The organism is Massilia sp. LjRoot122 (assembly GCF_964252725.1).
Lineage (GTDB): Bacteria > Pseudomonadota > Gammaproteobacteria > Burkholderiales > Burkholderiaceae_D > Telluria.
On the sequence record NZ_CAXUPB020000001.1, the window covers coordinates 3,717,518 to 3,738,773 of the forward strand.

The following is a 21,256-nucleotide window of genomic DNA, read 5'->3' on the forward strand; positions in this document are numbered from 1 at the left end:
AGCATGGGCCCTCTTGCAGACGATGGCCAACCGCCATGGCACTAACACTTACTTGTGGTCGATATGGATAATCAAGCTGCACTAGACAACCCGGCCGTCCAGGCTTCCAGCGACAAGGACGCGCCACTGAAAGAAGACATCCGCCTGCTCGGCCGCCTGCTCGGCGACGTGCTGCGCGAACAGGAAGGCGAAGCCGTGTACGAGGTCGTCGAGACCGTCCGCCAGACCGCGGTGCGCTTCCGCCGCGACGCCGACCCGGTGGCAGGCGAAGAGCTCACCAGCCTGCTGCACCGGCTCACGCGCGACCAGACCATTTCGGTGGTGCGCGCCTTCTCGTATTTCTCGCACCTGGCCAACATCGCCGAGGACCAGCATCACATCCGCCGCCGCCGCGCCCACCTGATGCGCGGCGCCGACCCGCGCCAGGGCAGCGTCGCCCACGCCCTGTGCAAGCTGCGCGACGCCGGCGTGCCGCAGGACGTGGTCGAGGACTTCTTCAAGCAAGCCCTGATTTCGCCGGTCCTCACCGCGCACCCGACCGAAGTGCAGCGCAAGAGCATCCTCGACGCCGAGCACGACATCGCCCGCCTGCTGGCCGAGCGCGACCGCGGCCCGACGCCGAAGGAAATGCAGCGCAACACCCAGCTGCTGCAGGCCCGCATCGCCACCCTGTGGCAGACGCGCATGCTGCGCTATTCCAAGCTGACCGTAGCCGACGAGATCGACAACGCCCTGTCCTACTACCGCATCACCTTCCTGCGCGAAGTGCCGGGCCTGTACGAGGACATCGAGGCCGAGATCGCGGAACGCTACGAGGGTCCGGCCGCGCAGCTGCACGACGCCTCCTTCCTGCAGATGGGCAGCTGGATCGGCGGCGACCGCGACGGCAACCCGAACGTCAATGCCGACACCATGCGCCACGCGCTGGTGCGCCAGTCGACCACCATCCTCGACTTCTTCCTGGAAGAAGTGCACGCGCTCGGCGCGGAACTGTCCACCTCGACGCTGATGGTCGAGGTGACGCCCGAGATGCAGGCGCTGGCCGATGCCTCGACCGACAGCTCGCCGCACCGCAGCGACGAACCCTACCGCCGCGCCCTGATCGGCATCTATGCGCGCCTGGCCGCCACCGCGCGCGAACTGGGCGTCGACCACATCCTGCGCAAGGAAGTCGGCCATGCGCCGCCCTACCTCGACGCCGGCCTGTTCGCGGCCGACCTCGAAGTCATCGCCGCGTCGCTGCGCGCCAATCACGGCGCCATGCTGGTCGCGCCGCGCCTGGCCGGCCTGATGCGCGCCGCGCGCATCTTCGGTTTCCACCTGGCCTCGCTCGACATGCGCCAGAGCTCGGACGTGCACGAACGCGTGCTGGCCGAACTGTTCGCGCGCGCCGGCGCGGAAAGCGACTATGCGGCCCTGAGCGAAGAGCGCAAGATCGCGCTGCTGCTGGGCGAGCTGGCGCAGCCGCGCCCCCTGTTCTCGCCCTACGAGAGCTATTCGGACGAGACCAATTCCGAGCTGGCGATCCTGCGCGCCGCGCGCGACATCCGCCTGCGCTACGGCAGCCGCGCGATCCGCAACTACATCATCTCGCACACCGAGACCGTGTCCGACCTGCTGGAAGTCCTGCTGCTGCAGAAGGAAACCGGCCTGATGCGCACGTCCGCGGGCTCGTGCGACGTGATGGTGATCCCGCTGTTCGAGACCATCCCCGACCTGCAGCGTGCCAGCGCGATCATGGACGAATGGATGTCGATCCCGCTGGTGTCCAGCGTCATCGAGAAGCAGGGCCGGCTGCAGGAAGTCATGCTCGGCTACTCGGACTCGAACAAGGACGGCGGCTTCCTCACCTCCAACTGGGAGCTGTACCAGGCCGAACTGAAGCTGGTCGACGTGTTCGCCGCCAAGGGCGTCAAGCTGCGCCTGTTCCACGGCCGCGGCGGCACGGTGGGACGCGGCGGCGGCCCGAGCTACGACGCGATCCGCGCCCAGCCGCCGGGCACCGTCAACGGCCAGATCCGCCTGACCGAACAGGGCGAGATCATCGCCTCGAAGTTCTCGAATCCCGAGATCGGCCGGCGCAACCTGGAACTGCTGGTGGCGGCCACGCTGGAAGCCAGCCTGGTCCCGCACGCGGCCGACGAGGTGAACACCGCCCGCCTGGCGCGCTACGAGGCCGTGATGGCCGAGCTGTCCGAGCGCGCCTACCGCGCCTACCGCAACCTGGTGTACGAGACCCCGGGCTTCACGGACTACTTCTTCACCGCGACCCCGATCGCCGAGATCGCGGAACTGAACCTCGGTTCGCGTCCCGCCTCGCGCAAGTCGACCCGCCGCATCGAAGACTTGCGCGCGATTCCCTGGGGCTTCTCCTGGGGCCAGTGCCGCCTGCTGCTGCCGGGCTGGTACGGCTTCGGCACCGCCGTCAGCGGCTGGCTGGCCGACGGCAACCGTGAAGAGCGCATGGAACTGCTGCGCGAGATGCACCGCGACTGGCCCTTCTTCGCGACCCTGCTGTCGAACATGGACATGGTGCTGGCCAAGACCGACCTGGCGATCGCCTCGCGCTATGCGGAGCTGGTGGCCGACGTGGAGCTGCGCGAACGGATCTTCCGCCGCATCACGGCGGAACATAGCGAAACCCTGCGCTGCCTGGAAGCGGTGACGGGCGTGAGCGAACGGCTGGCGGGCAATCCGCTGCTGGCGCGTTCGATCCAGAACCGCTTCGCCTACCTGGACCCGCTGAATCACCTGCAGGTGGAACTGATCCATCGCCGCCGCAAGCTGGGCGACAATGCGGATCCGCGGGTGCATCGGGGGATTCACCTGTCCATCAATGGGGTGGCGGCGGGGTTGCGCAACACCGGCTAAGCACCAGTACCGCATCTTCCTACCACCAGCTCAAAGACCGTCGTCCCGGCGAAGGCCGGGACCCAATTCCGTTCCGTAGCCACTAGCGTGTCACGCTAGCGAAACGCAACGAACTTGGGTTCCCGCCTTCGCGGGAACGACGGCTCATCTGCTACTGGTGTAAGCGGCTTGTATCACCCCGCACACGCCCCCAGCACACTCCCCTTCTTCAGCAAGGCCGGTACCGCATTCGGCGAGACACAAACCTGCGCACCCGGATGACTCTGGCTGCCCGTCTTGTTACACACCATCACCTTGCCCTCGCCGCAGCGCGCATCGATCACGTTCACCGTGGCCGTCGCCTGTGCGAAGCAGCTTTCCGGGCTGGCCGCCTGCACCGTGAAGCTGAACGAACCGGCCGCGGTCGGCGCGAAGCTGGTCACCGCGCCGCTGGCCGAGGACGGGCTCCAGCTGAAGGTCGACACGCCCGCGGCATCGCTCGCGCTCAGCGTAACGCTCTGCGGGCCATAGCCCAGCGCGATCGTGTTCGCCGGCAGGCCGGTGGCTTCACCGGCGTCCCTGGTGACGCTGATCGACGGCTGCGGCACGTGGCCCAGCACCTGCACGGTAGCTTCCGCGCTGGCGCTGTTGCCGCCCTTGTCGACGGCGCTGAGCACCACCTTCTGCGCACCGATGTCCGAGCACGAGAACGTGCTGCGCGAGACGCCCAGCGACTCCACGCCCCAGTTGTCGCTGGTGCCGCCATCGAGGTCGGCGGCCGTGATCGACGCGGTGCCGTTCGCCAGCGTCACCGACACTTCGCGGGTACGCACGGCCGGTGCCTCGAAGTCGTTGCTGACCGTGTTCGCACGCGGGCTTTCCACGCTCAGGCGGTTCAGCGCGGTCACCGTGTAGTAGTAGTACTGCCCCGGCGCGACGCCCTTGTCGGCGAATGTATTGGTGGCGGTGTCGGTCACGCCCAACAGATTGGCCGGGGATCCCAGGTCCATCTCGCGCTGTTCCGAGCGATAGATGGCGTACTTGCGGGTCTTCTCGTACTCGTCGGCGCTATCGGGCGCCGCGGCCCAGGCCAGCTGCACGGCGTTGTTGTCGCCGGCGGCTGCGCTGAGCTGCGCCGGCGCAGCGGGTGCCTGCGTGCCCTTCCACGCCATCAGCGGCAGCAGCGCCGGACGCGCATACGTGCTGTTCTTCAGCGAGCTGCGGTAACCCAGCGGGTCGGCCTGCAGGAAGGCGTGGCGGAAGTGGATCTGGCCCGAGATGTTCGCTGAAGCGCGGTTCAATGCGATCTGGTTGTTGATCTGGTTCGGGTCCGTCCAGCCGGTGGTGTTCATCTTGTAGTCGGCCAGGCCGATGTACATGTGGCGCTCGTAGGCGTTGTCGTTCCACCATGGCACCAGCAGCTTGTAGTCCGATCCCGTCTGGCCGATGTACCAGTACACCTGCGGCGTCAGGTAGTCGACCCAGCCCTGCTGGATCCATTTGCGGCTGTCGGCGAACATGGCGCTGTAGTGCTGCAGGGTGCCGCTCGAGGTCGGCGAGCCGACTGCCGGATCGGTGCTGCTGCGGTAGATGCCGGACGGCGAGATGCCGAATTTCACCCAGGGCTTGACGGCGCGGATGCTGTCGTTGACGCGCGCGACCAGGATGTTGATGTTGTCGCGGCGCCAGTCGGCCCGCCCCGCAGCCGTATTCGGGAAGCCGCGCGGGTCGGCGTAGTAGGCATCGTCGTCGCCCGTGGTGCCGTTCGGGTAGAAGTAGTCGTCGAAGTGGATGCCGTCCACGTCGTAGCGGTTGACGATGTCCATGATGACGTTCACGACGTGGTCGCGCACCGCCGGCAGGCCCGGGTTCAGGATCTTGACCGTGCCGACCGTCAGCATCCATTCCGGATGGGCGCGCGACACGTGGTTGGCCGCGTACATGGCGGTGTTGCCCTGGTTCGAGGCGGTGGCCACGGCGCGGTAGGGATTGATCCAGGCGTGGAATTCCATGCCGCGCTTGCGGGTCTCGTCGATCGCGAACTGCAGCGGATCCCAGGCCGGGCTCGGGGCGCTGCCCTGCTGGTTGGTCAGGTAATAGGACCAGGGTTCGAGGTTGCTCGGGTACAGGGCGTCGGCCTGGCTGCGCACCTGCAGGAAGGCGGCGTTCATGCCGGTTGCCTTGTTGTGGTCGAGGATCGCCTTCAGGGCCGCCTGCTGCTGCGCAGGCGTCTGGGTACGGTTCGGCCAGTCCAGGCTGATGTGGGTACTGATCCACACGCCGCGCATTTCGCGCTTCGGTGCGACAGTCTGGGCATCGGCATGGGAAGTGGAAGCGACGAGCACCGCGGCTGCCGCTGCAAGCAAAAGTTTTTTCATGTTGTCTTTTTTTTGCAGGTTGACGTGAACGCACCAGAGGAGCGCCGGTGGCGGTCCCCGGCGCCTCTCCACGCGCCGATGTGTTGCCATCCGCAAAAGAGAGTACGCGCGAGCAATTTTGACAACAAATGAAATTCGGGTTGGGCGGCATAACCCGGATGCATGAGCGTATCAGCGCCGGATCGACAGCCCGATGGTGAAGGCCATATCCGGCGTGCGGCTGTTCAGCCCGCGCGACAGCATCGCGTCGAGCTGGACGTCTTTCGAGAGCAGATAGGCGGCGCCGACGTCGAAGCTCGCCTCGGTGCCGCCGTGCCTGCCGCGGGCAATGTGGGGCAGCGCCACTTCGACGAAGCCGCGCCAGCGCTCGCCGAACTCCTTCTCGGCCACGATACCGAGCATGCCGTAGCGGTAGCGGCCGCTCTCGTCGCGCTCGACACCGATCCCCGGCATCACGCCCAGTGTGACCTCATTCGGCAACTCCCATTCGCCGACCACGCGCAGCGACGGGCGCACGCCCTCGCCACGGAAGGCACGCGAACCGCTGTCGAGTTCCGCAAACAGGAGCACGCCGACCGAAGGCCGGCCGCCGCCGGCATCCAGGGCATGCCAGCTGACACCGAGCGCCGTATCCGCATAGCCGGTCTCGGTCGTGCGCCGGCCATCCTCGCTGACGTGGCGGACCATGCGGCCGTCGGTCTCGACACGCAATTCCAGTGCGTCGGTGAGGCCGAAGCGCAGCAGGGTCGGCGTCGACAGGGTGCGCTCGCGCCCTGCCTCGCTGCGATCGCGCTCGAACAGCGGACCGGTTTCGAGCTGGAAGCGGCCCTTGCCCACGACCTTGCTCGACTCGACGAAGTCGGGCCGGTCGGACTCGATATCGTCCTGGGCGTGGGCGCCCGCTACACAGAGGGGAAATATTGTGGCGGCAAGAATGGCGGTGGGTTTCATCGTGGCAGGGTCCGGGATTTTAAAGAAAAGATAAGGTATTCCCGACTGCGGCGCCGCACGGAATGAAAAAAAGCCGTTCAGCGGAACTGAACGGCTTTTTTTACCAGGTGGTAAGAATTACTGGTTGTGCAGGAAGGTCTTCAGCTTGTCCGACCGCGAAGGCTGGCGCAGCTTGCTCATCGCCTTGGCTTCGATCTGGCGGATACGCTCGCGGGTCACGTCGAACTGCTTGCCCACTTCTTCCAGCGTGTGGTCGTTCGACATCTCGACGCCGTAGCGCATGCGCAGCACCTTGGCTTCGCGCGGGGTCAGCGAGTCCAGCACTTCCTTGATCACGTTGCGCATCGATGCATGCAGCGCGGCGTCCAGCGGGGCCAAGGTGGTGTTGTCCTCGATGAAGTCGCCCAGCTGCGAATCGCCGTCCTCGCCCATCGGGGTTTCCATCGAAATCGGCTCTTTCGCGATCTTCATGATCTCGCGAACCTTGTTCTCCGGCATTTCCATCTTCGCCGCCAGGGTCGGCAGGTCCGGCTCGCTGCCGGTTTCCTGCATGATCTGGCGCGAGATGCGGTTCATCTTGTTGATCGTCTCGATCATGTGCACCGGCACGCGGATGGTACGGGCCATGTCCGCGATCGAGCGCGTGATCGCCTGGCGGATCCACCAGGTCGCATAGGTCGAGAATTTATAACCACGGCGGTACTCGAACTTGTCCACGGCCTTCAGCAGGCCGATGTTGCCTTCCTGGATCAGGTCGAGGAATTGCAGGCCGCGGTTGATGTACTTCTTCGCGATCGAGATCACCAGGCGCAGGTTGGCCACCGTCATTTCGCGCTTGGCCTGGCGCGCACGCTTCTCGCCGGCCGCCATCTGCTTGTTGATGCGGCGCAGGTCGGCCAGCGGCAGCGCCACGCGCGCCTGCAGGTCGATCATGCGCTGCTGCAGTTCCTTGATGGCCGGCAGGTTACGGCTCAGCACCGCGCTATACGGATAAGCGCAGTCGACTTCGCGGTCGCCCCATTGCAGGTCGGTCTCGTTGCCCGGGAAGACCTTGATGAAGTGGGCGCGCGGCATGCCGCAGCGGTTCACGCAGATGTCCAGCACGGCGCGCTCGATGGCGCGCACTTCGTCCATCTGGCCGCGCAGGGTGTCGCACAGCTTTTCCACGATCTTGGCGGTGAAGCGGATGCCCAGCAGCTCGTTCGAGATGATGGTCTGCGCCGCTTCGTACTCGCTCGATCCGTAGCCGACCGTCTTGAAGGCGTGGCCCATGCGGTCGAACTGCTTTTCGATCAGGGCGAACTTCTCCAGCGCGCTCTTGCGCAGCTGGGCCAGCTGTTCGGTCGAGTAGCCGGCCGCGCCGCCGCCGACCGCGCCGTCGGTTTCTTCCTCTTCTTCCTCGATCTCTTCTTCATCCTCGTCGTCCGAGGCGGCAGCGCTGCTGCTCGGCGCCGGCGCCGACTCGTTGAGGTCGACGAAGCCGTCCACCACGTCGTCGATCTTCATCTCGTCGCTGGCGATCTTGTGCGACAGCGCGATGATTTCCGAGATCGTGGTCGGGCAGGCCGAGATCGCCTGCACCATGTCCTTCAGGCCTTCTTCGATGCGCTTGGCGATCTCGATCTCGCCTTCACGGGTCAGCAGCGACACCGCGCCCATTTCGCGCATGTACATGCGGACCGGGTCGGTGGTGCGGCCGAAGTCGGAATCGACGGTCGACAGCGCGGTAGCGGCGGCCGCTTCCACTTCGTCATCGCTGGTGGCGGTCGGCACATTGTCCGACAGCAGCATCATTTCGGCTTCCGGGGCGCGCTCATAAATGGCGATGCCCATGTCGTTGAAGGTCGCGATGATGCCTTCGATCGCTTCCGGATCGACGATGTTTTCCGGCAGCTGGTCATTGATCTGGGCGTGGGTCAGGTAGCCGCGCTCCTTGCCCAGGTTGATCAGGTTCTTGATCTGCTGGCGGCGCTTTTCCAGTTCCGTTTCCGAGAAGCCGTTCTCGCCGCCGAGCATGCCGGCCAGGCCCTTGGCCTTGCGCTCGCGCAGCTTCGAGGCCACCTTCATTTCGGCGCGCTCGACCGCGTTCAGTGCCGCGACTTCGTCGTTTTCCGGCACAAACTCGCTCGGCTTGCGGCCGCGGCGGCCCGGGACTTTTACCTGCGGCAGCAGGTAGCCCGAGGTGTCGATCTTGGCCAGCGCGGCGGCATCGGTGGTGGCGCTGACGGCGCCCACGGCGGTGGCCGGGGCCGAAGGGTTGCCACCTTCGGCATTGGCGTCGGTGCGGCGGGTGCGGGTGCGCACGGTCTTCGGCGCGGCCGGCGCTTCTTCAGCGGCGGCCAGGACGACCGCAGTCACCGACACAGCCGGCACTTCCGCCACGGCAGCCTCGGCCTGCGGTGCTTCCGCCGCGGCTGCTTTCAGCGCGGCCAGCTTCGAGCCGCGCTTGCGCACGACGACAGCCGCGACGTTCGGCACGGCGGCGGTGTAATCCTCGAAAGCTGCCGGCTCGGCGGCAGGCGCAGCAGTAGCCTCAACCGCGGCTTCGGCCGCTGCCTCGACCACTTCTGCCGCCGGCGCGTCCAGCAGCATTTCATTCGCGGCGGCCTCCTGGCCGGCCGGCACCCCGTCGGCTTCCAGCGCGGCCTTGGCCACCGCCAGGCGCGAGCGGGTCTTCACCACCGTCACCTTGGCCGCCGCTTCCGTTTCCAGGAAGTAGGAGGTCGCGGTTTTCGGCACTGCCAGCTGTGCCGTAGCCTTGGCGGGCGCTTTTTTGGCGGTCAGTGTCAGTGTCTTGGCGGTGTTTTTCATAGTAAAACTCTCTCCAGTCGAGGCGCGCAGCGCGCCTGCGAAGTTCAATGTCAGCGGAATCTCAGCGAAACCCGCGTGCGGGTCCGGTGTGGATCGGTGGCGGAAGTGGCCCTACCTGAGGGCGGACACGCGGACTTCAAGCACGTCTTCCCCGGGGCGGCCTGCGATCCTGGTGGGATGGCGGCGGGCTAAGGAAAAATAGACGATGTTTAAAATCACGGTGTGCATGTCGGAACGAAAAAAAGCCCGTCAGGTGAAACGGGCTTGCATCTCATGTTCAGGGAAGAACAGAAGGAAGGCGATATTATGCCGCATTGCAAGAATTGGTGATAATTGAAATATCCCATATGGGATATCACCACCCTGAATATGACATGCAGCGATTCGCCGATCTCCCGGTCAGTCTGCGGCGGCGCAAGCCGCGCGCAAGGCAAGAGGCGGATCATACACGATTTCACGCCCGCACGCCTGCCGCTCATTCGCACGCCCGCCATGTAATTCTCAAGATTAATGGAACAAGTACAATACGGCCCGCACTGGTGTCCGGGCGCCGTGCTATCCTTCGCATTCCCGTTCTTATAATGAAGTCAATGAATACCAATACCGCTGCCGAGACCGTCGACACCACCGCTCCTGCCACTCCCGAGACGCCGGATTCGCCATCCGCCGCTCCCGCACAGGACGCTGCGCCCGGCGATACGGCAACCGATGCGGCCGCGGCCGCTCCCGCAGCTGCTCCGGCAAGCGCCACCCCGGCGCCGTCCGCACGCGCCCTGCTCAAGCAGCTCCAGCAGGAATTCCCGGCCTTCCGCGACTGCCTGCCGCTGTCGATCGGCATCGACAAGCAACTGCTGGCACGCATGCCCGACCTGAACCGCAAGGCCATGCGCGCCGCCCTCGGCATCCACACCGGCTCGATGCGCTACCTGCGCGCCATGGAAAAGGCCAAGGTGCGCTACGACCTCGACGGCACTCCGGGCGCCGAAGTGACCGACACCCACCGCCAGCACGCCAAGGAACAGCTGCAGGAGCGCTTCAAGAAGGAAGCCGAGCGCAAGAAGGCCGAGCGCGACGCCGCCGCGGCCGAAGAGGCGAACCGCCAGCGCCAGGAAAAGCTGAAGGCCCTCGCCTCCAAGTTCTCGCGCAACTGATGGTGGAGCCGAGCGTCGTCGACATCGACGAACTGCCTGCGTACGAAGGAATCCGGCTGGCGGACGTGCGCATCGTGCGGTCGCCGCTCGATGCGGCCGCCGCGCTGGCGGCGCTGTCGCAGGCCGACGTGATCGGCTTCGACACCGAGTCCAAGCCGACCTTCTCGAAGGGCGAAGTCTCGACCGGGCCGCACCTGGTGCAGCTTGCCTCCGACGACCTGGCCTACCTGTTCCAGATCGGCAGCGCGGCCAGCGCGCAGACGGCGCTGGAAGTGCTCAAGCCCCTGCTCGAATCGGACAGCATCCTCAAGGTCGGTTTCGGCCTGGGGGATGATTTGAAACGCCTGCGCAGCAAGCTCGGTATCGAGGCACGCAACGTGCTGGACCTGGCGACGGCGATGCGCCGGCGCGGCGAGCGCAACACGCTCGGCGCCAAGACCGCGGTGGCGCGCTTCTTCGGCAAGCGCCTGCAAAAGTCGCGCCGCATCACCACGACCAACTGGGCCCTGCCCCACCTGAGCGAAAAGCAGGTGCTGTACGCGGCTGACGACGCCCACGTGGCGCTGCGCCTGTACCGCTACTGGCGCGCCAATCCGCCGGCGGACGACGCTATCGTTCCCGCCCGCCGCGCTTCCTGACCACGAAATACGCTTCCGGGCAGACCGCCGTTCCCAGCATCGGGAACGGGCTGGCGCTCGCCTTCGTCAGGGCGAACCGTTCGCCCAGCGCCTTGCGGAACACGCGGTGGTCGAAACCCATGTGCTCGTTGTGCACCTCGACGCTGGGAGGCAGGAAGCCGAGCGGACGGTCCTTCGGCGGCATGCCGAGTGTCGCCATCAGCACGTGCTTCGGCCTGGCATCGTAGGCGCCGTAGCGCCGGCTCATCCGGAACATGCCCTTGTACAGCGCCGGCAGGCCCACCTCGACCGGCACGCCGAACACGGCTTCACCGTCTTCCTTCAGCAGCGCCGCCACTTCGCCCAGCGAGCTCGCGCGCATCGACAGCGGAATGTGCTCGAAGACCTCGAGGCAGAACAGCAGGTCGACCTGCCCTGTGGGGATGGTGTCGACGGAGGCGTGGAATTCGACCCGGGGCAGGTCTTTCAGCTCGATCTTCGCTTCTTCCAGCAGGTCGGAACAAGGCTCGTAGCAGATGATGGTGGCGTTGGGGTAGGCGTGCACCAGGTGCTTGCACAGCTCACCGCTGCCGGCGCCGAAATCGAGCACGCAGCGCACGGATTCACGGGCCTTCCGGGCGAAGCCGATGGCGCTGTGCAGGCGCTGCTGCTGGAGCCAGCGCTTGACGGGATTGCGGTCCCTGAACACCCCTTCCGTATAACTGACACCCATCCTGCGTCCCGGCGGTCCAAAGAGCTGGGATTATAGCAAGGCAGCGAGCCGTTATGGCTTGATCCGCGTTATCATCCTGGCATTGCTACTGCCGGGTTCACTCATGGGTCATCGCCGTATGCTGTTCGCTGTCTTGCTGCTGTCGTGCGCCGGTGCGTCGCATGCGGCGCCGCAGGCCGTACCCGATACGCTGGCCCAGCGCCTGGTCGCCTGCACCGCATGCCACGCGCGCGTCGATGCGCGCGGCAATCCGGTCAACGACAGCTACTTCCCGCGCATTGGCGGTAAGCCGGCCGGCTACCTGTACAACCAGCTGCTCAACTTCCGCGAAGGCCGGCGCCAGTATCCGCTCATGACCTACCTGGTGGATCACCTGCCCGATCCCTACCTGCGCGAGATCGCCGGCCATTTCGCGGCCCTGCCGCCCGCGGCGCATGCTGCCGAGACCTCGGCCGTGTCGGCGCAGGTACTGGAGCGCGGCCGCCAGCTCGCGCTCAACGGCGACAGCGCGCGCAAGGTTCCGGCCTGCATCGCCTGCCATGGCCAGCGCCTGACCGGCGTCGAATCCACGATCCCCGGCCTGCTCGGCCTGCCGCGCGACTACGTCAACGCGCAGTTCGGCGCCTGGCGCAACAAGGCGCGCCGCGCCCATGCACCCGACTGCATGGCCGACATCACGGCGCGCCTGTCGCTCGAGGACGTGAATGCCGTCTCGAGCTGGCTCGCCGCCCAGCCGATGCCCGCCGACCCGCGTCCCGCGCCGGCGATCGCACGGCCCCTGCCCCTTGCCTGCGGCAGCGTCCCGGAGCAGCCATGAAGAAGATCATATTGGTACTGGCGGCCGTCGCGGTCGCCGCCGTGGCCATCGCCTGGCCGCGCGAGGACTTCGTCGCCTCGACCTCGCCCGCCGCCTGGGCCGCGACGCCGGAGAACATCGCGCGCGGCGCCTACCTCGCGCGCGCCGGCGACTGCGTGGCCTGCCACACCGCGCGCGGCGGGCCGGAATATGCGGGCGGACGTGCGCTCGACACGCCTTTCGGGCGCCTGTACGGCCCCAACCTGACGCCGGACCGGGAAACCGGCATCGGCCTGTGGTCCGCCGACGACTTCTGGAACGCCCTGCACAACGGGAAGTCGCGCGACGGCCGCCTGCTCTACCCCGCCTTCCCGTACACGAACTACACCAAGGTCTCGCGCACCGATTCGGACGCCCTGTACGCCTACTTCCGCAGCCTGGCGCCGCAGCGCCGGCCGAACCAGCCGCACGAACTCGACTTCCCCTACGACCAGCAAGCCCTGCTGGCGGGCTGGCGCCTGCTCTACTTCAAACCTGCCGTGTTCACGCCGCAGCCGGCACGCGAGGCGGAATGGAACCGCGGCGCCTACCTGGTCGAGGGACTGGGCCACTGCAGCGCATGCCACAGCACCCGCAACCGGCTCGGCGCGACGGGCGATACGCTGTCGGGCGGCCTGATTCCGACCATCGGCTGGTATGCGCCATCGCTGACCGCCAGCGGCGAAGCGGGACTCGGGGACTGGGACAAGGAACACATCGTCGCGCTGCTGCAGACCGGGATTTCCCCGCGTGGTTCGGCTACCGGGCCGATGGCGGAAGTGGTGGCGCGCAGCCTTCAGCATTTGAACCAGGCCGACGTGGGAGCGATGGCGAGCTATCTGAAATCGCTGCCGTCGAACGAGACGCCGGCGCAGGACAGCGGTGAGCGCCCGAGCGAGCCGCTGCTGGCCGAGGGGCGGCGCCTGTATGGCTCGTACTGCGTGGATTGTCATGGGGCCGATGGCAAGGGCAAGGCGCCGGCTTATCCTCCGCTGGCCGGCAATCGGGCGGTGACGCTGACGCCGGCCGTAAACGCGATCCGCATCGTGCTGAATGGCGGCTTCCCGCCAGGGACCGCTGGCAATCCGCGGCCGTACGGGATGCCGCCCTATAGCCATGAGCTGAACGATGCGCAGGTGGCTGCGGTGCTGACTTATGTGCGAGCCAGTTGGGGCAATGCGGCAGCGCCAGTGTCAGTGCCGGATGTGAATCGCTATCGCAGCGTGCCTCTCGACTAAATACTCAAGGTCTGCAATCGGCAAAAGCGGACCTTCGCAAAAGGGTAGAGAATCTTATACAAAGGACGATGAAACCGTTTAGGTGAAAGGTCTGAAGACCAAGAAGCGCTGAGTGATCCCGTTGCCCCCCTCGGGTTCCTCTCAGCTTCGTGCGTGGCGCGCAGATTACACGATGTCCCGGAACTTCTTGCCGCGCTTGATCCCGCTGATCGTGCTCACCGAAACATTGAACCGTGCAGCGATCGCCGCCTGTGGTGAGCCAGCGGCCAGCATGGCCTTGATCTGTCGTACATCGCCGTCTGACAGCCGCCGATTGGCCTCACGGAGTTTGGCGCGCATGGCGGGCGTCCATTCTATCTTTCTGTTTCGTTCGCCTGTGCTGGGCTTGGGCTTGCCCAAGTGCGCCGCTGCGATCTTGGCATTCGTCTCCGGCGTTGAGGGATGGCCGGGCTTGCCTTTCGTCGCGCGATTACGCTCGCTCGTCCAAGGGCTTTTTCGTCCCGTTAAGGCGGCCGCAATTTTTGCGCGGTGTTCAGCGGTCTTGGGCACGCCGATACAGTTATCGCCTCCAGCCGAGCCGTTGACCAAGTCGTGGCCGACTTCACGGTAGCGGGCGATCCAGCGCATCTCGGATTCGTCCTTCACCGCATCGGCCTCGATGACGACGATGTTCAACCCAAAGCCACGACGCAGGATGGACTTGATCCACGCGGTGCGCCTGCTCTTGTCGCGCTCGCGCAGTGTCCAGGTGAGATGCCACTGCAGGCGGGTCGCCAGCGATCGACTGGTCTGCCCGATATATCGGATCACGCCATCCTCCGACGACGCCAGCCCGTAGACGGTAACGGAATTCGACATAATGACGCTCCTTTGCGAGGACAAGGTTGGGAACACTGGCAAGTGACTTTGCACTGCCACCACGTCAAATGTACCGTGACTGTCTGTTTTCAAGCAGCACTTAAACGCATCAAGCGTCCCTTGAACGGCACGATCCTGGTGTTCGATCTGAGCGTAGCTGGCCGCGGCCTGCACGACGGGGGCGCGATCGCCCAGCCCGGTCAGGCCACGTGAGCGCGCAAGCGCGGGGGACGCCAGGCGCGCTATGCTGCGCGGGTATTCACCTTCCGACATCGTTGCGATCGACCGGCTTTGCCGGCGCAGCCGACGTCACTAGCCTCGCGCGTCTTGCGCCCCCGCGGCGTTTTTCTTCCGCACCGCCGTCCCGGCGCGTGCCATTCCATTACCGATCGACCGGCCATGCCGTCGCCACGGCAGCCGCTTCCCGGATTCTTTTACATGGAGGAAGCACCTGTGCACCTGTGACCGTATGACCGAATCGCACCATCGGCCGCAGCCGTTGCACCAGCCGGCCGGGCCGCCATGGACAAGGGAGGCGGCCATGACATTGGTCTTGCGCGCACCCAGCTGCCGGCGAGCATCCAGCGGCGGCGTGCGGGACGTGGTCCGCGACGGCTCCTTCATCACCGGCGCCGCCTCCGAAGAGCTGGCCCGCCAGGAGGCCGCTGCGCTCGTAAGCACCGGCTGGTCGTACCTGGACTGCGACGCGACCGGGTGTGCTCCGCTCGACTGGATCGCGCAGGTGCGCCAGCACGGGTGGTTCGAGCGCGACTGGTCGACCCGACGCGGACTGGACGGGCGCGGTGTCTTCGAAGCCTGGGTCGACCAGCGCGCATCCGTTTCCGCTATCTGATCCTGGCCCGCAAGTTGCACGGCTCCGCGCTGCGGGCGGTGGCATCCGGGGTGGCAGCGATGCGGCCAGCGGGCGGTCACTCGGCGCCGCGGCCGGTGGCTGCGAGCGCTGGCGAAGGTCAGGGCGAGCAGCCACGGGCCAGCATCCCGACGTCGCGGCATTTTTTTCGCACTGCGCTTCGGGTTTTGCGCGGCTTGGGCGGCGCAGGCGACCCTGTCCCGTCGATGTGAAGCGTGGTGCCCACCACCTTAGAATGCCTGGCGGTGCAGCGGACGCCCCTGCTATTAGCGAGACCCTCGACGCATGGCGCGGCCTGCGCACTACCTGGCCCGCGCCAGAGACAGGCTTATTGCCGGGGCCGCCAGCGCCCGCGCCGGCTATAATCGGGCTTCAGTTCCGACACGACCGGCGAGGGTCCGTATGCGGCGCGATACCGGCGCCCGCCCGTCGCGCATGGGTGATGTCTTCGATGCAGGTTCGCTGGGAGCTGCACGGCGCCGCGCCTCTGTTCTGGACGCGCTTTGACTGTCCGCTTACCCTGCTCTCGACCATGACCCATTCATTGACGCTCCGTCCCTTCGTGTTGTCGAAAAATCTCACGACGGAGCTGTGCGACTTCCTCTTCGACCTGTACCTGCAACTGCGCGCCGCGCCGCCGTCGCTTCCCCTGTCTGGACGCTATCGGACCTTCGAGACGGCGGCGGTCCACATCTGCAGTTGGCATATCGATGCGATCTCGGTTAATGCCTTGCAGCACCTGGTCAAGAAGCGCACCGCGAAGGGACTGCGACGCGGACACAGGATGGCGCGCAAGGATCGCGGCATCGCAATGTTCGACCCGAAGGTGGCACCGATGCTGAAGAAGGCCATGCTCGAGTTCTTCTTCGAGAACGACCGCGTTACCCTGGTCACGGCCGGCGAGAACGGGCGCAACGGGATCAGGCACTGGTCCCCCCAGCTTCCGGTGCCGGAGGAACTCTTCCGGGGCGGTTCGTACTCGGTGGTGGTCACGCCAGCGGACCTTAAATGGGCGCGAGCCACGCTGCGCCAGTACGAGGCAGGGACGACATCGACGCGGCGCATGCCGCTACCGGTTCCCGGCGCTCCCGCGCCCGCCGGCACGCCGCCGGCGCGCCGGGTCCAGCGAAAGAGGGCCTAGCTGTGAAGTTGCAAGAGGTTGTTCGGATTAGTTGAGAGCCTAGACGCGATCCATCTCGCAAGAGACCACGCGAAATGGCATCCTGGACATGCTTCAATGAACCCCATGGCAACACCCATGGGAGCGCCAACGTACCGCAGAGCCATCTGGCTTGGACGGTAGTAATCGTGCCATATTAGGCCCGATCGACCTCGCGTCAATACCGGGTCAGACATTTTTTTGCGTTGGTTTCTTGGCGTTTACGAGAGTGATCACATGCTTGGCATGCACGACTGAAATAGAAACCACCTTGTCAAACTTGGCGATCAGTTTGCCCGTAAAACTAATGATTTACGGCATTGAGTAACTTAGTGCATCAGTTAGGGATGTCATTCGAACGTTCGCAATGGGTCGGTAGCGGTCGATCACTGGCCGACTGCTCTCGGCCAATGGCGGACATTTGATCACGTATCGCATCACACCACTTCCAAGAAAAAGATCAACTGACCAGGTTCGAGACTGATTTCCTGACCAGGCGGTCAGTCGCGCATTCTTGGTATATCGAGCTGGTTAGAGAGGCGCCAGGCACGGCATGCTGCTAACCGTGCGGATTTGTTGCGCTGTTCCGGATACCGGCTGCCGCGCGCAATGCCGAGAAGCGCGCCAAGGGTTTCAACGCCGATGCGACATGAGCGCCAGGGATATCACGCCCTCCGCCTCAGGAAATATAAGGAACGAAACCCTCGACATTGATTGGCCGCGCGGCTTGCGTAGTAAGGTGAAATGCTTACTCAGCGGCCTGCAAGGCAGCTCTGCCTGTACGGTACAAAAATATTCGCCGTCGACGCTGCAGATGTGCACCAACTACACACGCGTCCACCGCGCGCGTGCACGGGAAAAGCGGCACAAGTCAGTCCGAGCTTATGCAGGAGTGCATGGTAGCCTTACTGGACACTCCCGGCCGGGGCCACTATAGCAGCGATCAGCGATGGCGCCCCGATGTGGTCTCGTTACGCATGAGCGCTACAGGTTCCTTCATACGGCTGCATTCAATTATGCTCAGTTGCTGTTCAAGCCGAAGGTGCGGCTGCCCAACGCAATTTTCCAATACCCCTCGCGGGCGATGACCTGGGCCTTCGGCGTTGCGAGCGGCATCGCTTCAAGAAGGGTAAAGCGAAGTTCGTTTTCCCTGCCGGGGAAAGATTGCAGTAGGTTCACCAGTTGGATGTTGCCCCCATGTCCTGTGCATGCGTAATCGTTCCACCGCCTGAGAATACCCTTTGCGCCATTGGCTGAGCCGACATAATGGTGGCCACTGCGCTCGTCGGTGATGAGGTACACGCCGGAGACACTGCCGAGACCCTGCTTCCATGCAACGTCCTGCAAGGCGACGCGCAATTCAGACCACATGACCGACGCCTGACTGAGCGATTCAAAGGGCACGGCCGGATCGGAGCGGACCGTGACCGGATAGTTGTCCGCGGGTTTCAGAACCCGACGCCAGACTCTATCGTTGCCCCAACCGACTTCAAGTTTCATGCGCACGTCGGCAAGTAACTGCGTTTCTTCGAGCTCTAGGAAGTAACCCGGCCAGCTTTCATCGGCGGGTTCGAAACTGTCCTCAAGGCGGCCTTGTCGATAGGCTTCAGCCGCCGCCATGCATGCCATGACGCGCCAGACGCCAAGAAGCAGAGCGTGCCCGGGCCGGTGTCCGTAAAAGCCGAAGATGAGGCCGCCAGGCTCGTGCCTGTGTTTCTGGAGCGCTTGGTACAAGGTGAGCGCTTTGGTGCCGATGTACTTGTACAACGGGTAGCGTGGGTCCTGGTGGCGCATCATGGTGACAGGCTGCAGCGCGGGACTGATCCCCCGATCTTCAAGTAGTGCGTAGAACTGAGTCTGTTTCATCGACGTATTGTACTCAACCTGCCGGGGGAGAAAATTGATGATGCCTGCCTAGAGTTTCGAGCAGGTACCGTCCCTCATCGCCCTGCAAATGACCACCGACTATCATGCAGATATTCTGCAACTTTGATCGGTCGGGACACGCTGATGGGCTCGCTGGAACTTGCGCAAGCAAACTGGGTGCCGCGAAAGCACACCTTATGATACGCGCGCTGAAGGTTATCCGTAGTCGATGCATATTTTCCCTTTGACGCTCATTCAAATCGTTCAGGCCATTTGACGAAGTACAAATAGCGCCCGATGAACCAGATTGCGGCAAAGATCGAAAGAACGCTCCCACATAGAAGGAAGAGGCCAACCGTAGACCGCACTGGTTCCACCAGGGCCGCGAACTGCCCGGCACCGGCGCTACCGATGCCAGCCACCAAAAAGGCCAGAACCAACAGAAACAAGGCTAAAAAGCCGTAGCCTATAGCTTTGCGCTCCGATCGCTTTAGCATCGCCACATAGGGGTCAATAGAGTGTTTGAAGCCCATGCAATTTTCGCTCAGTTGTAGATGACGTGGACCGGGATACCAGTTTTGGCGCGGAGCCGGGTAATCGTGCGTAGATGGAGCCGCAGAAGCGGCTTAATAACCAGCGTGGCGACTTGGACCGGCTCCCCTGTGCGCGCCTTCAAAGCCATAACCTCGAACAAGTCGATTTCGGAGCTGCTGGCAGTGTTGCCATTCATGTATTTTTTCCTCGGTCAGAACAGGGGCGGCCGCTGTCGCCTGGATTGGTCGATATATGAAGCTGTCAGAGTGGTGTGTCGAGAACAGCTCTATTAGCCTGCAGGCTAGCTTCAAGCCGGGCAATTCGATTGTCAAACTCCGCGGCGATTTCGGCGCTCCGATCGGCCGGTAATTTAGTCTTAATAAAGACGTAGACTGGTAGTGATACCGACGCCAAGAGCGCGATGAGCATAATAATCGGCGACTCCAGCTTTGAACCAGCGACTAGCCCGCCGAAAGAAGTGATAAGAAATACGATCGCACAGAGCATCATCCGTCCGGATCGAGCTCCACTTCTGTTCTGATGCTCGACGTGTAGTGCAGAGCTCTTGTCTAGGCGCACCTGAGCTAGCTCTCGAGTAAGGCGGGGAACTGCTAATTCTGCAGCAGTTCGATCAGTGCCACGCTGAACGGCATTGATCGCGCTTTCGAATCTCTTAAGCGAGACCACTCCCCCTTTTCGTTCTACTATTTGAGAAGTACCGCAGTATCCGCAAGCAAATCGATCCAGGTCGGTGCCGATTTCTAGCGGCGCTGCACAACCAGAGCAAGAAAGTTTGATAGTTTGCATTTCACTGTTCATTGCTGGTTTTCCTTCACACTTGATACTGGAAATGCTGAGACTCGCCATAATCGTAAACAGTCACGTTAAGGCCACTGACCGTACCAGTGAAATGGTGTACGTCACCGTAGCCGAAACCCTTGAACTTGTTGCCAGAGATAGACAAGGTAACGTGTGCATTGCGCCCATAGTCGTAGAGCTTAGTCGCTGTCCCTTGGAAATGGCAACCACGCACATAGTCGTACATGTAGGGGTGTAGCCTGAACAGGACAGTACTGTACGCGGACAATTAAGCTTTAGCCCGGTTTTCTTCAATTTCATTGATTGGAAGAGTGTCCTTCAGCTCGTCGCGTAGCCGGCTCATTTCTGATGAGCTACCTGTAGTAACCGGCGCCAGATGCTCCTCGAGAGCCTGCTCCTGATTAAGAGTTAGGCCACTAATAATCGCCACTCGATTTCCGTCCTTATCATTCTTAAACACTGGGTCAGGCACATCGGGGTAATGCTTAGCCAACGTACCGCGGATTAAATCTTCAAAATTGTCAGGAAGAAATCCCTGTGGAAGTCTGACTATAAGTGTCATATTATTTCTTTGCAAAATTAGTGTGCTTGGTGGGTAAATTGCGTACACGGCGGCCCACTATCAAACTGGCCAGCGAGAGCCCGAAAAGGGCAAGGGTGTCAGGCTCAGGTACAGACGGAGCATCTTCTGCAGCATTGAATGAGAACGACGTGGCATTCGGCGCATAAAAGTAAGTTCGACCGTCGGAACTCTCACCCCTCATGTTGGAGGTGAAGTTGAAGCTCGCACGCGACCAGTCTAGAATCGACGAAGTTGTCAGTACGTTAAACTGTTTGCTAACGTCGCTATACGCCCCTGTGAATGATCTTCCTTGTGATCCGTAGCTCAGATTGCTGGAGAAGTAATCAAGACCATATGACATAGGGGTGTCAATTGACGCGGAGAAACCGTCAAAAACATGATTAGGTGTCGTCCCATAGTTTGTATGGTCCGCTGTTGACAAACCGTAGTAAATCGCTTGATAGCCGATTCCATTTGTGATGACACGTGAGTATGTTGCACCGTCGACGATAGCTGTTAATGTGACCGGTGCCTTACCCTGGCTACCGTTACCAAGATTGTTCGCGGTCGCAATAAAGTCAGTATTAAGCGAACGGTCAAACCTCAGTTCCAAGAAGTAGTTTTTTCCAGCTAAGCTAGTTCCTTTCGCGCCGAAAAGACCCACTTCGTCAATGCCGTTTTCAATAGTTCCCGAAGAAGACGCACTTAGGATTGTCGCATGAGCAAAGCTTGGGAAGAGGACGACTACGACCGTTACTAACGAAGCTAAACGAAAGAACATCGCAGGTGTCTCTTTATAAAATAGCAATGACTTAATTGTCGACTAAAAATTTCGAAAATGCAATTGGAATCGCTACATTAAGGTCGCGCTTGATCGAGCTTCAGCTGTTTTGGGACAGCTGCCCGCCAATTCTGAGTGAGTTACAGGGGGCGTAAAGGCCGTAACGCCCACGTCGTTAAGTCGCAAAGCTTAAGTTTTCAAGGGAGCACATGGCAAACTGTCTTCCCGGCGCCAGACTTAGC

18 protein-coding genes are annotated in these 21,256 nt (G+C 63.1%); 7 read left to right on the forward strand and 11 right to left on the reverse strand.

Annotated elements, in window-relative coordinates; translation table 11 throughout:
* The first annotated feature begins 63 nt into the window (after nucleotides 1-63).
* Entirely contained in the window at nucleotides 64-2,871 is a 2,808-nt protein-coding gene (gene ppc / locus ACSQ25_RS16210; protein WP_436106702.1) for a phosphoenolpyruvate carboxylase, read from the forward strand.
* A gap of 173 nt (nucleotides 2,872-3,044) precedes the next feature.
* On the opposite strand, the gene ACSQ25_RS16215 is transcribed toward ppc, so the two are convergent.
* The 3 genes from ACSQ25_RS16215 to rpoD all read right to left on the reverse strand — a co-directional run bounded on the left by ACSQ25_RS16215 (nucleotide 3,045) and on the right by rpoD (nucleotide 8,990).
* Nucleotides 3,045-5,228 carry a family 10 glycosylhydrolase gene (locus tag ACSQ25_RS16215; protein WP_436106703.1) on the reverse strand — a complete coding sequence of 728 codons (2,184 nt, stop codon included), beginning with the start codon at nucleotides 5,226-5,228 and terminating at the stop codon, nucleotides 3,045-3,047.
* Nucleotides 5,229-5,399: 171 nt separating this feature from the next.
* Nucleotides 5,400-6,179, reverse strand: a complete 780-nt coding sequence (locus tag ACSQ25_RS16220; protein WP_436106704.1) for a transporter — start codon at nucleotides 6,177-6,179, stop codon at nucleotides 5,400-5,402.
* 117 nt (nucleotides 6,180-6,296) lie between these two features.
* The gene (rpoD, locus tag ACSQ25_RS16225; protein ID WP_436106705.1) at nucleotides 6,297-8,990 is read right to left on the reverse strand and encodes an RNA polymerase sigma factor RpoD; all 2,694 of its coding nucleotides are present in this window, start codon (nucleotides 8,988-8,990) and stop codon (nucleotides 6,297-6,299) included.
* Nucleotides 8,991-9,571: 581 nt separating this feature from the next.
* On the opposite strand from rpoD, the gene ACSQ25_RS16230 reads away from it, so the two are divergent.
* Both ACSQ25_RS16230 and ACSQ25_RS16235 read left to right on the forward strand, forming a co-directional pair.
* Complete coding sequence (locus ACSQ25_RS16230; RefSeq protein ID WP_436106706.1) at nucleotides 9,572-10,141, forward strand: ProQ/FINO family protein; 570 nt, start codon at nucleotides 9,572-9,574, stop codon at nucleotides 10,139-10,141.
* Nucleotides 10,141-10,779, forward strand: coding sequence for a 3'-5' exonuclease (locus ACSQ25_RS16235; RefSeq protein WP_436106707.1), 639 nt, complete (start codon nucleotides 10,141-10,143; stop codon nucleotides 10,777-10,779). Before ACSQ25_RS16230 ends, ACSQ25_RS16235 begins: the two co-directional genes overlap by 1 nt.
* Here the strand turns inward: ACSQ25_RS16235 and ACSQ25_RS16240 are convergent.
* A complete protein-coding gene (locus ACSQ25_RS16240) occupies nucleotides 10,751-11,491 on the reverse strand; it encodes a class I SAM-dependent methyltransferase (protein WP_436106708.1) in 741 nt (246 codons plus the stop codon). The two genes, ACSQ25_RS16235 and ACSQ25_RS16240, sit on opposite strands and share 29 nt — an antisense overlap.
* Nucleotides 11,492-11,594: 103 nt before the next feature.
* Between ACSQ25_RS16240 and ACSQ25_RS16245 the strand changes: the two genes are divergently transcribed.
* Entirely contained in the window at nucleotides 11,595-12,308 is a 714-nt protein-coding gene (locus tag ACSQ25_RS16245; RefSeq protein WP_436106709.1) for a c-type cytochrome, read from the forward strand.
* On the forward strand, nucleotides 12,305-13,564 hold the full coding sequence (locus ACSQ25_RS16250; protein ID WP_436106710.1) for a c-type cytochrome: 1,260 nt from the start codon (nucleotides 12,305-12,307) through the stop codon (nucleotides 13,562-13,564). Before ACSQ25_RS16245 ends, ACSQ25_RS16250 begins: the two co-directional genes overlap by 4 nt.
* 165 nt (nucleotides 13,565-13,729) lie before the next feature.
* On the opposite strand, the gene ACSQ25_RS16255 is transcribed toward ACSQ25_RS16250, so the two are convergent.
* Nucleotides 13,730-14,695: a helix-turn-helix domain-containing protein gene (locus ACSQ25_RS16255; protein ID WP_436106711.1), complete on the reverse strand. Its 966-nt coding sequence runs from the start codon at nucleotides 14,693-14,695 to the stop codon at nucleotides 13,730-13,732.
* A 268-nt stretch (nucleotides 14,696-14,963) separates the two neighbouring features.
* Here ACSQ25_RS16255 and ACSQ25_RS16260 point away from each other — a divergent pair, with 268 nt between their 5' ends.
* Both ACSQ25_RS16260 and ACSQ25_RS16265 read left to right on the forward strand, forming a co-directional pair.
* Nucleotides 14,964-15,275: a hypothetical protein gene (locus ACSQ25_RS16260; RefSeq protein WP_436106712.1), complete on the forward strand. Its 312-nt coding sequence runs from the start codon at nucleotides 14,964-14,966 to the stop codon at nucleotides 15,273-15,275.
* 460 nt (nucleotides 15,276-15,735) lie between these two features.
* Nucleotides 15,736-16,434, forward strand: coding sequence for a hypothetical protein (locus ACSQ25_RS16265; RefSeq protein ID WP_436106713.1), 699 nt, complete (start codon nucleotides 15,736-15,738; stop codon nucleotides 16,432-16,434).
* Nucleotides 16,435-17,472: 1,038 nt separating this feature from the next.
* Here the strand turns inward: ACSQ25_RS16265 and ACSQ25_RS16270 are convergent.
* The 6 genes from ACSQ25_RS16270 to ACSQ25_RS16295 form a co-directional block, all read right to left on the reverse strand.
* Nucleotides 17,473-18,318, reverse strand: coding sequence for a GIY-YIG nuclease family protein (locus ACSQ25_RS16270; RefSeq protein ID WP_436106714.1), 846 nt, complete (start codon nucleotides 18,316-18,318; stop codon nucleotides 17,473-17,475).
* Nucleotides 18,319-18,569: 251 nt separating this feature from the next.
* Entirely contained in the window at nucleotides 18,570-18,851 is a 282-nt protein-coding gene (locus ACSQ25_RS16275) for a hypothetical protein (RefSeq protein WP_436106715.1), read from the reverse strand.
* Nucleotides 18,852-18,862: 11 nt separating this feature from the next.
* A complete protein-coding gene (locus tag ACSQ25_RS16280; protein ID WP_436106716.1) occupies nucleotides 18,863-19,048 on the reverse strand; it encodes a hypothetical protein in 186 nt (61 codons plus the stop codon).
* 65 nt (nucleotides 19,049-19,113) lie between these two features.
* On the reverse strand, nucleotides 19,114-19,671 hold the full coding sequence (locus ACSQ25_RS16285; protein ID WP_436106717.1) for a hypothetical protein: 558 nt from the start codon (nucleotides 19,669-19,671) through the stop codon (nucleotides 19,114-19,116).
* Nucleotides 19,672-19,939: 268 nt separating this feature from the next.
* On the reverse strand, nucleotides 19,940-20,233 hold the full coding sequence (locus ACSQ25_RS16290) for a hypothetical protein (protein ID WP_436106718.1): 294 nt from the start codon (nucleotides 20,231-20,233) through the stop codon (nucleotides 19,940-19,942).
* A 1-nt stretch (nucleotide 20,234) separates the two neighbouring features.
* Nucleotides 20,235-21,014 carry a PEP-CTERM sorting domain-containing protein gene (locus ACSQ25_RS16295; protein WP_436106719.1) on the reverse strand — a complete coding sequence of 260 codons (780 nt, stop codon included), beginning with the start codon at nucleotides 21,012-21,014 and terminating at the stop codon, nucleotides 20,235-20,237.
* Nucleotides 21,015-21,256: the final 242 nt, after the last annotated feature.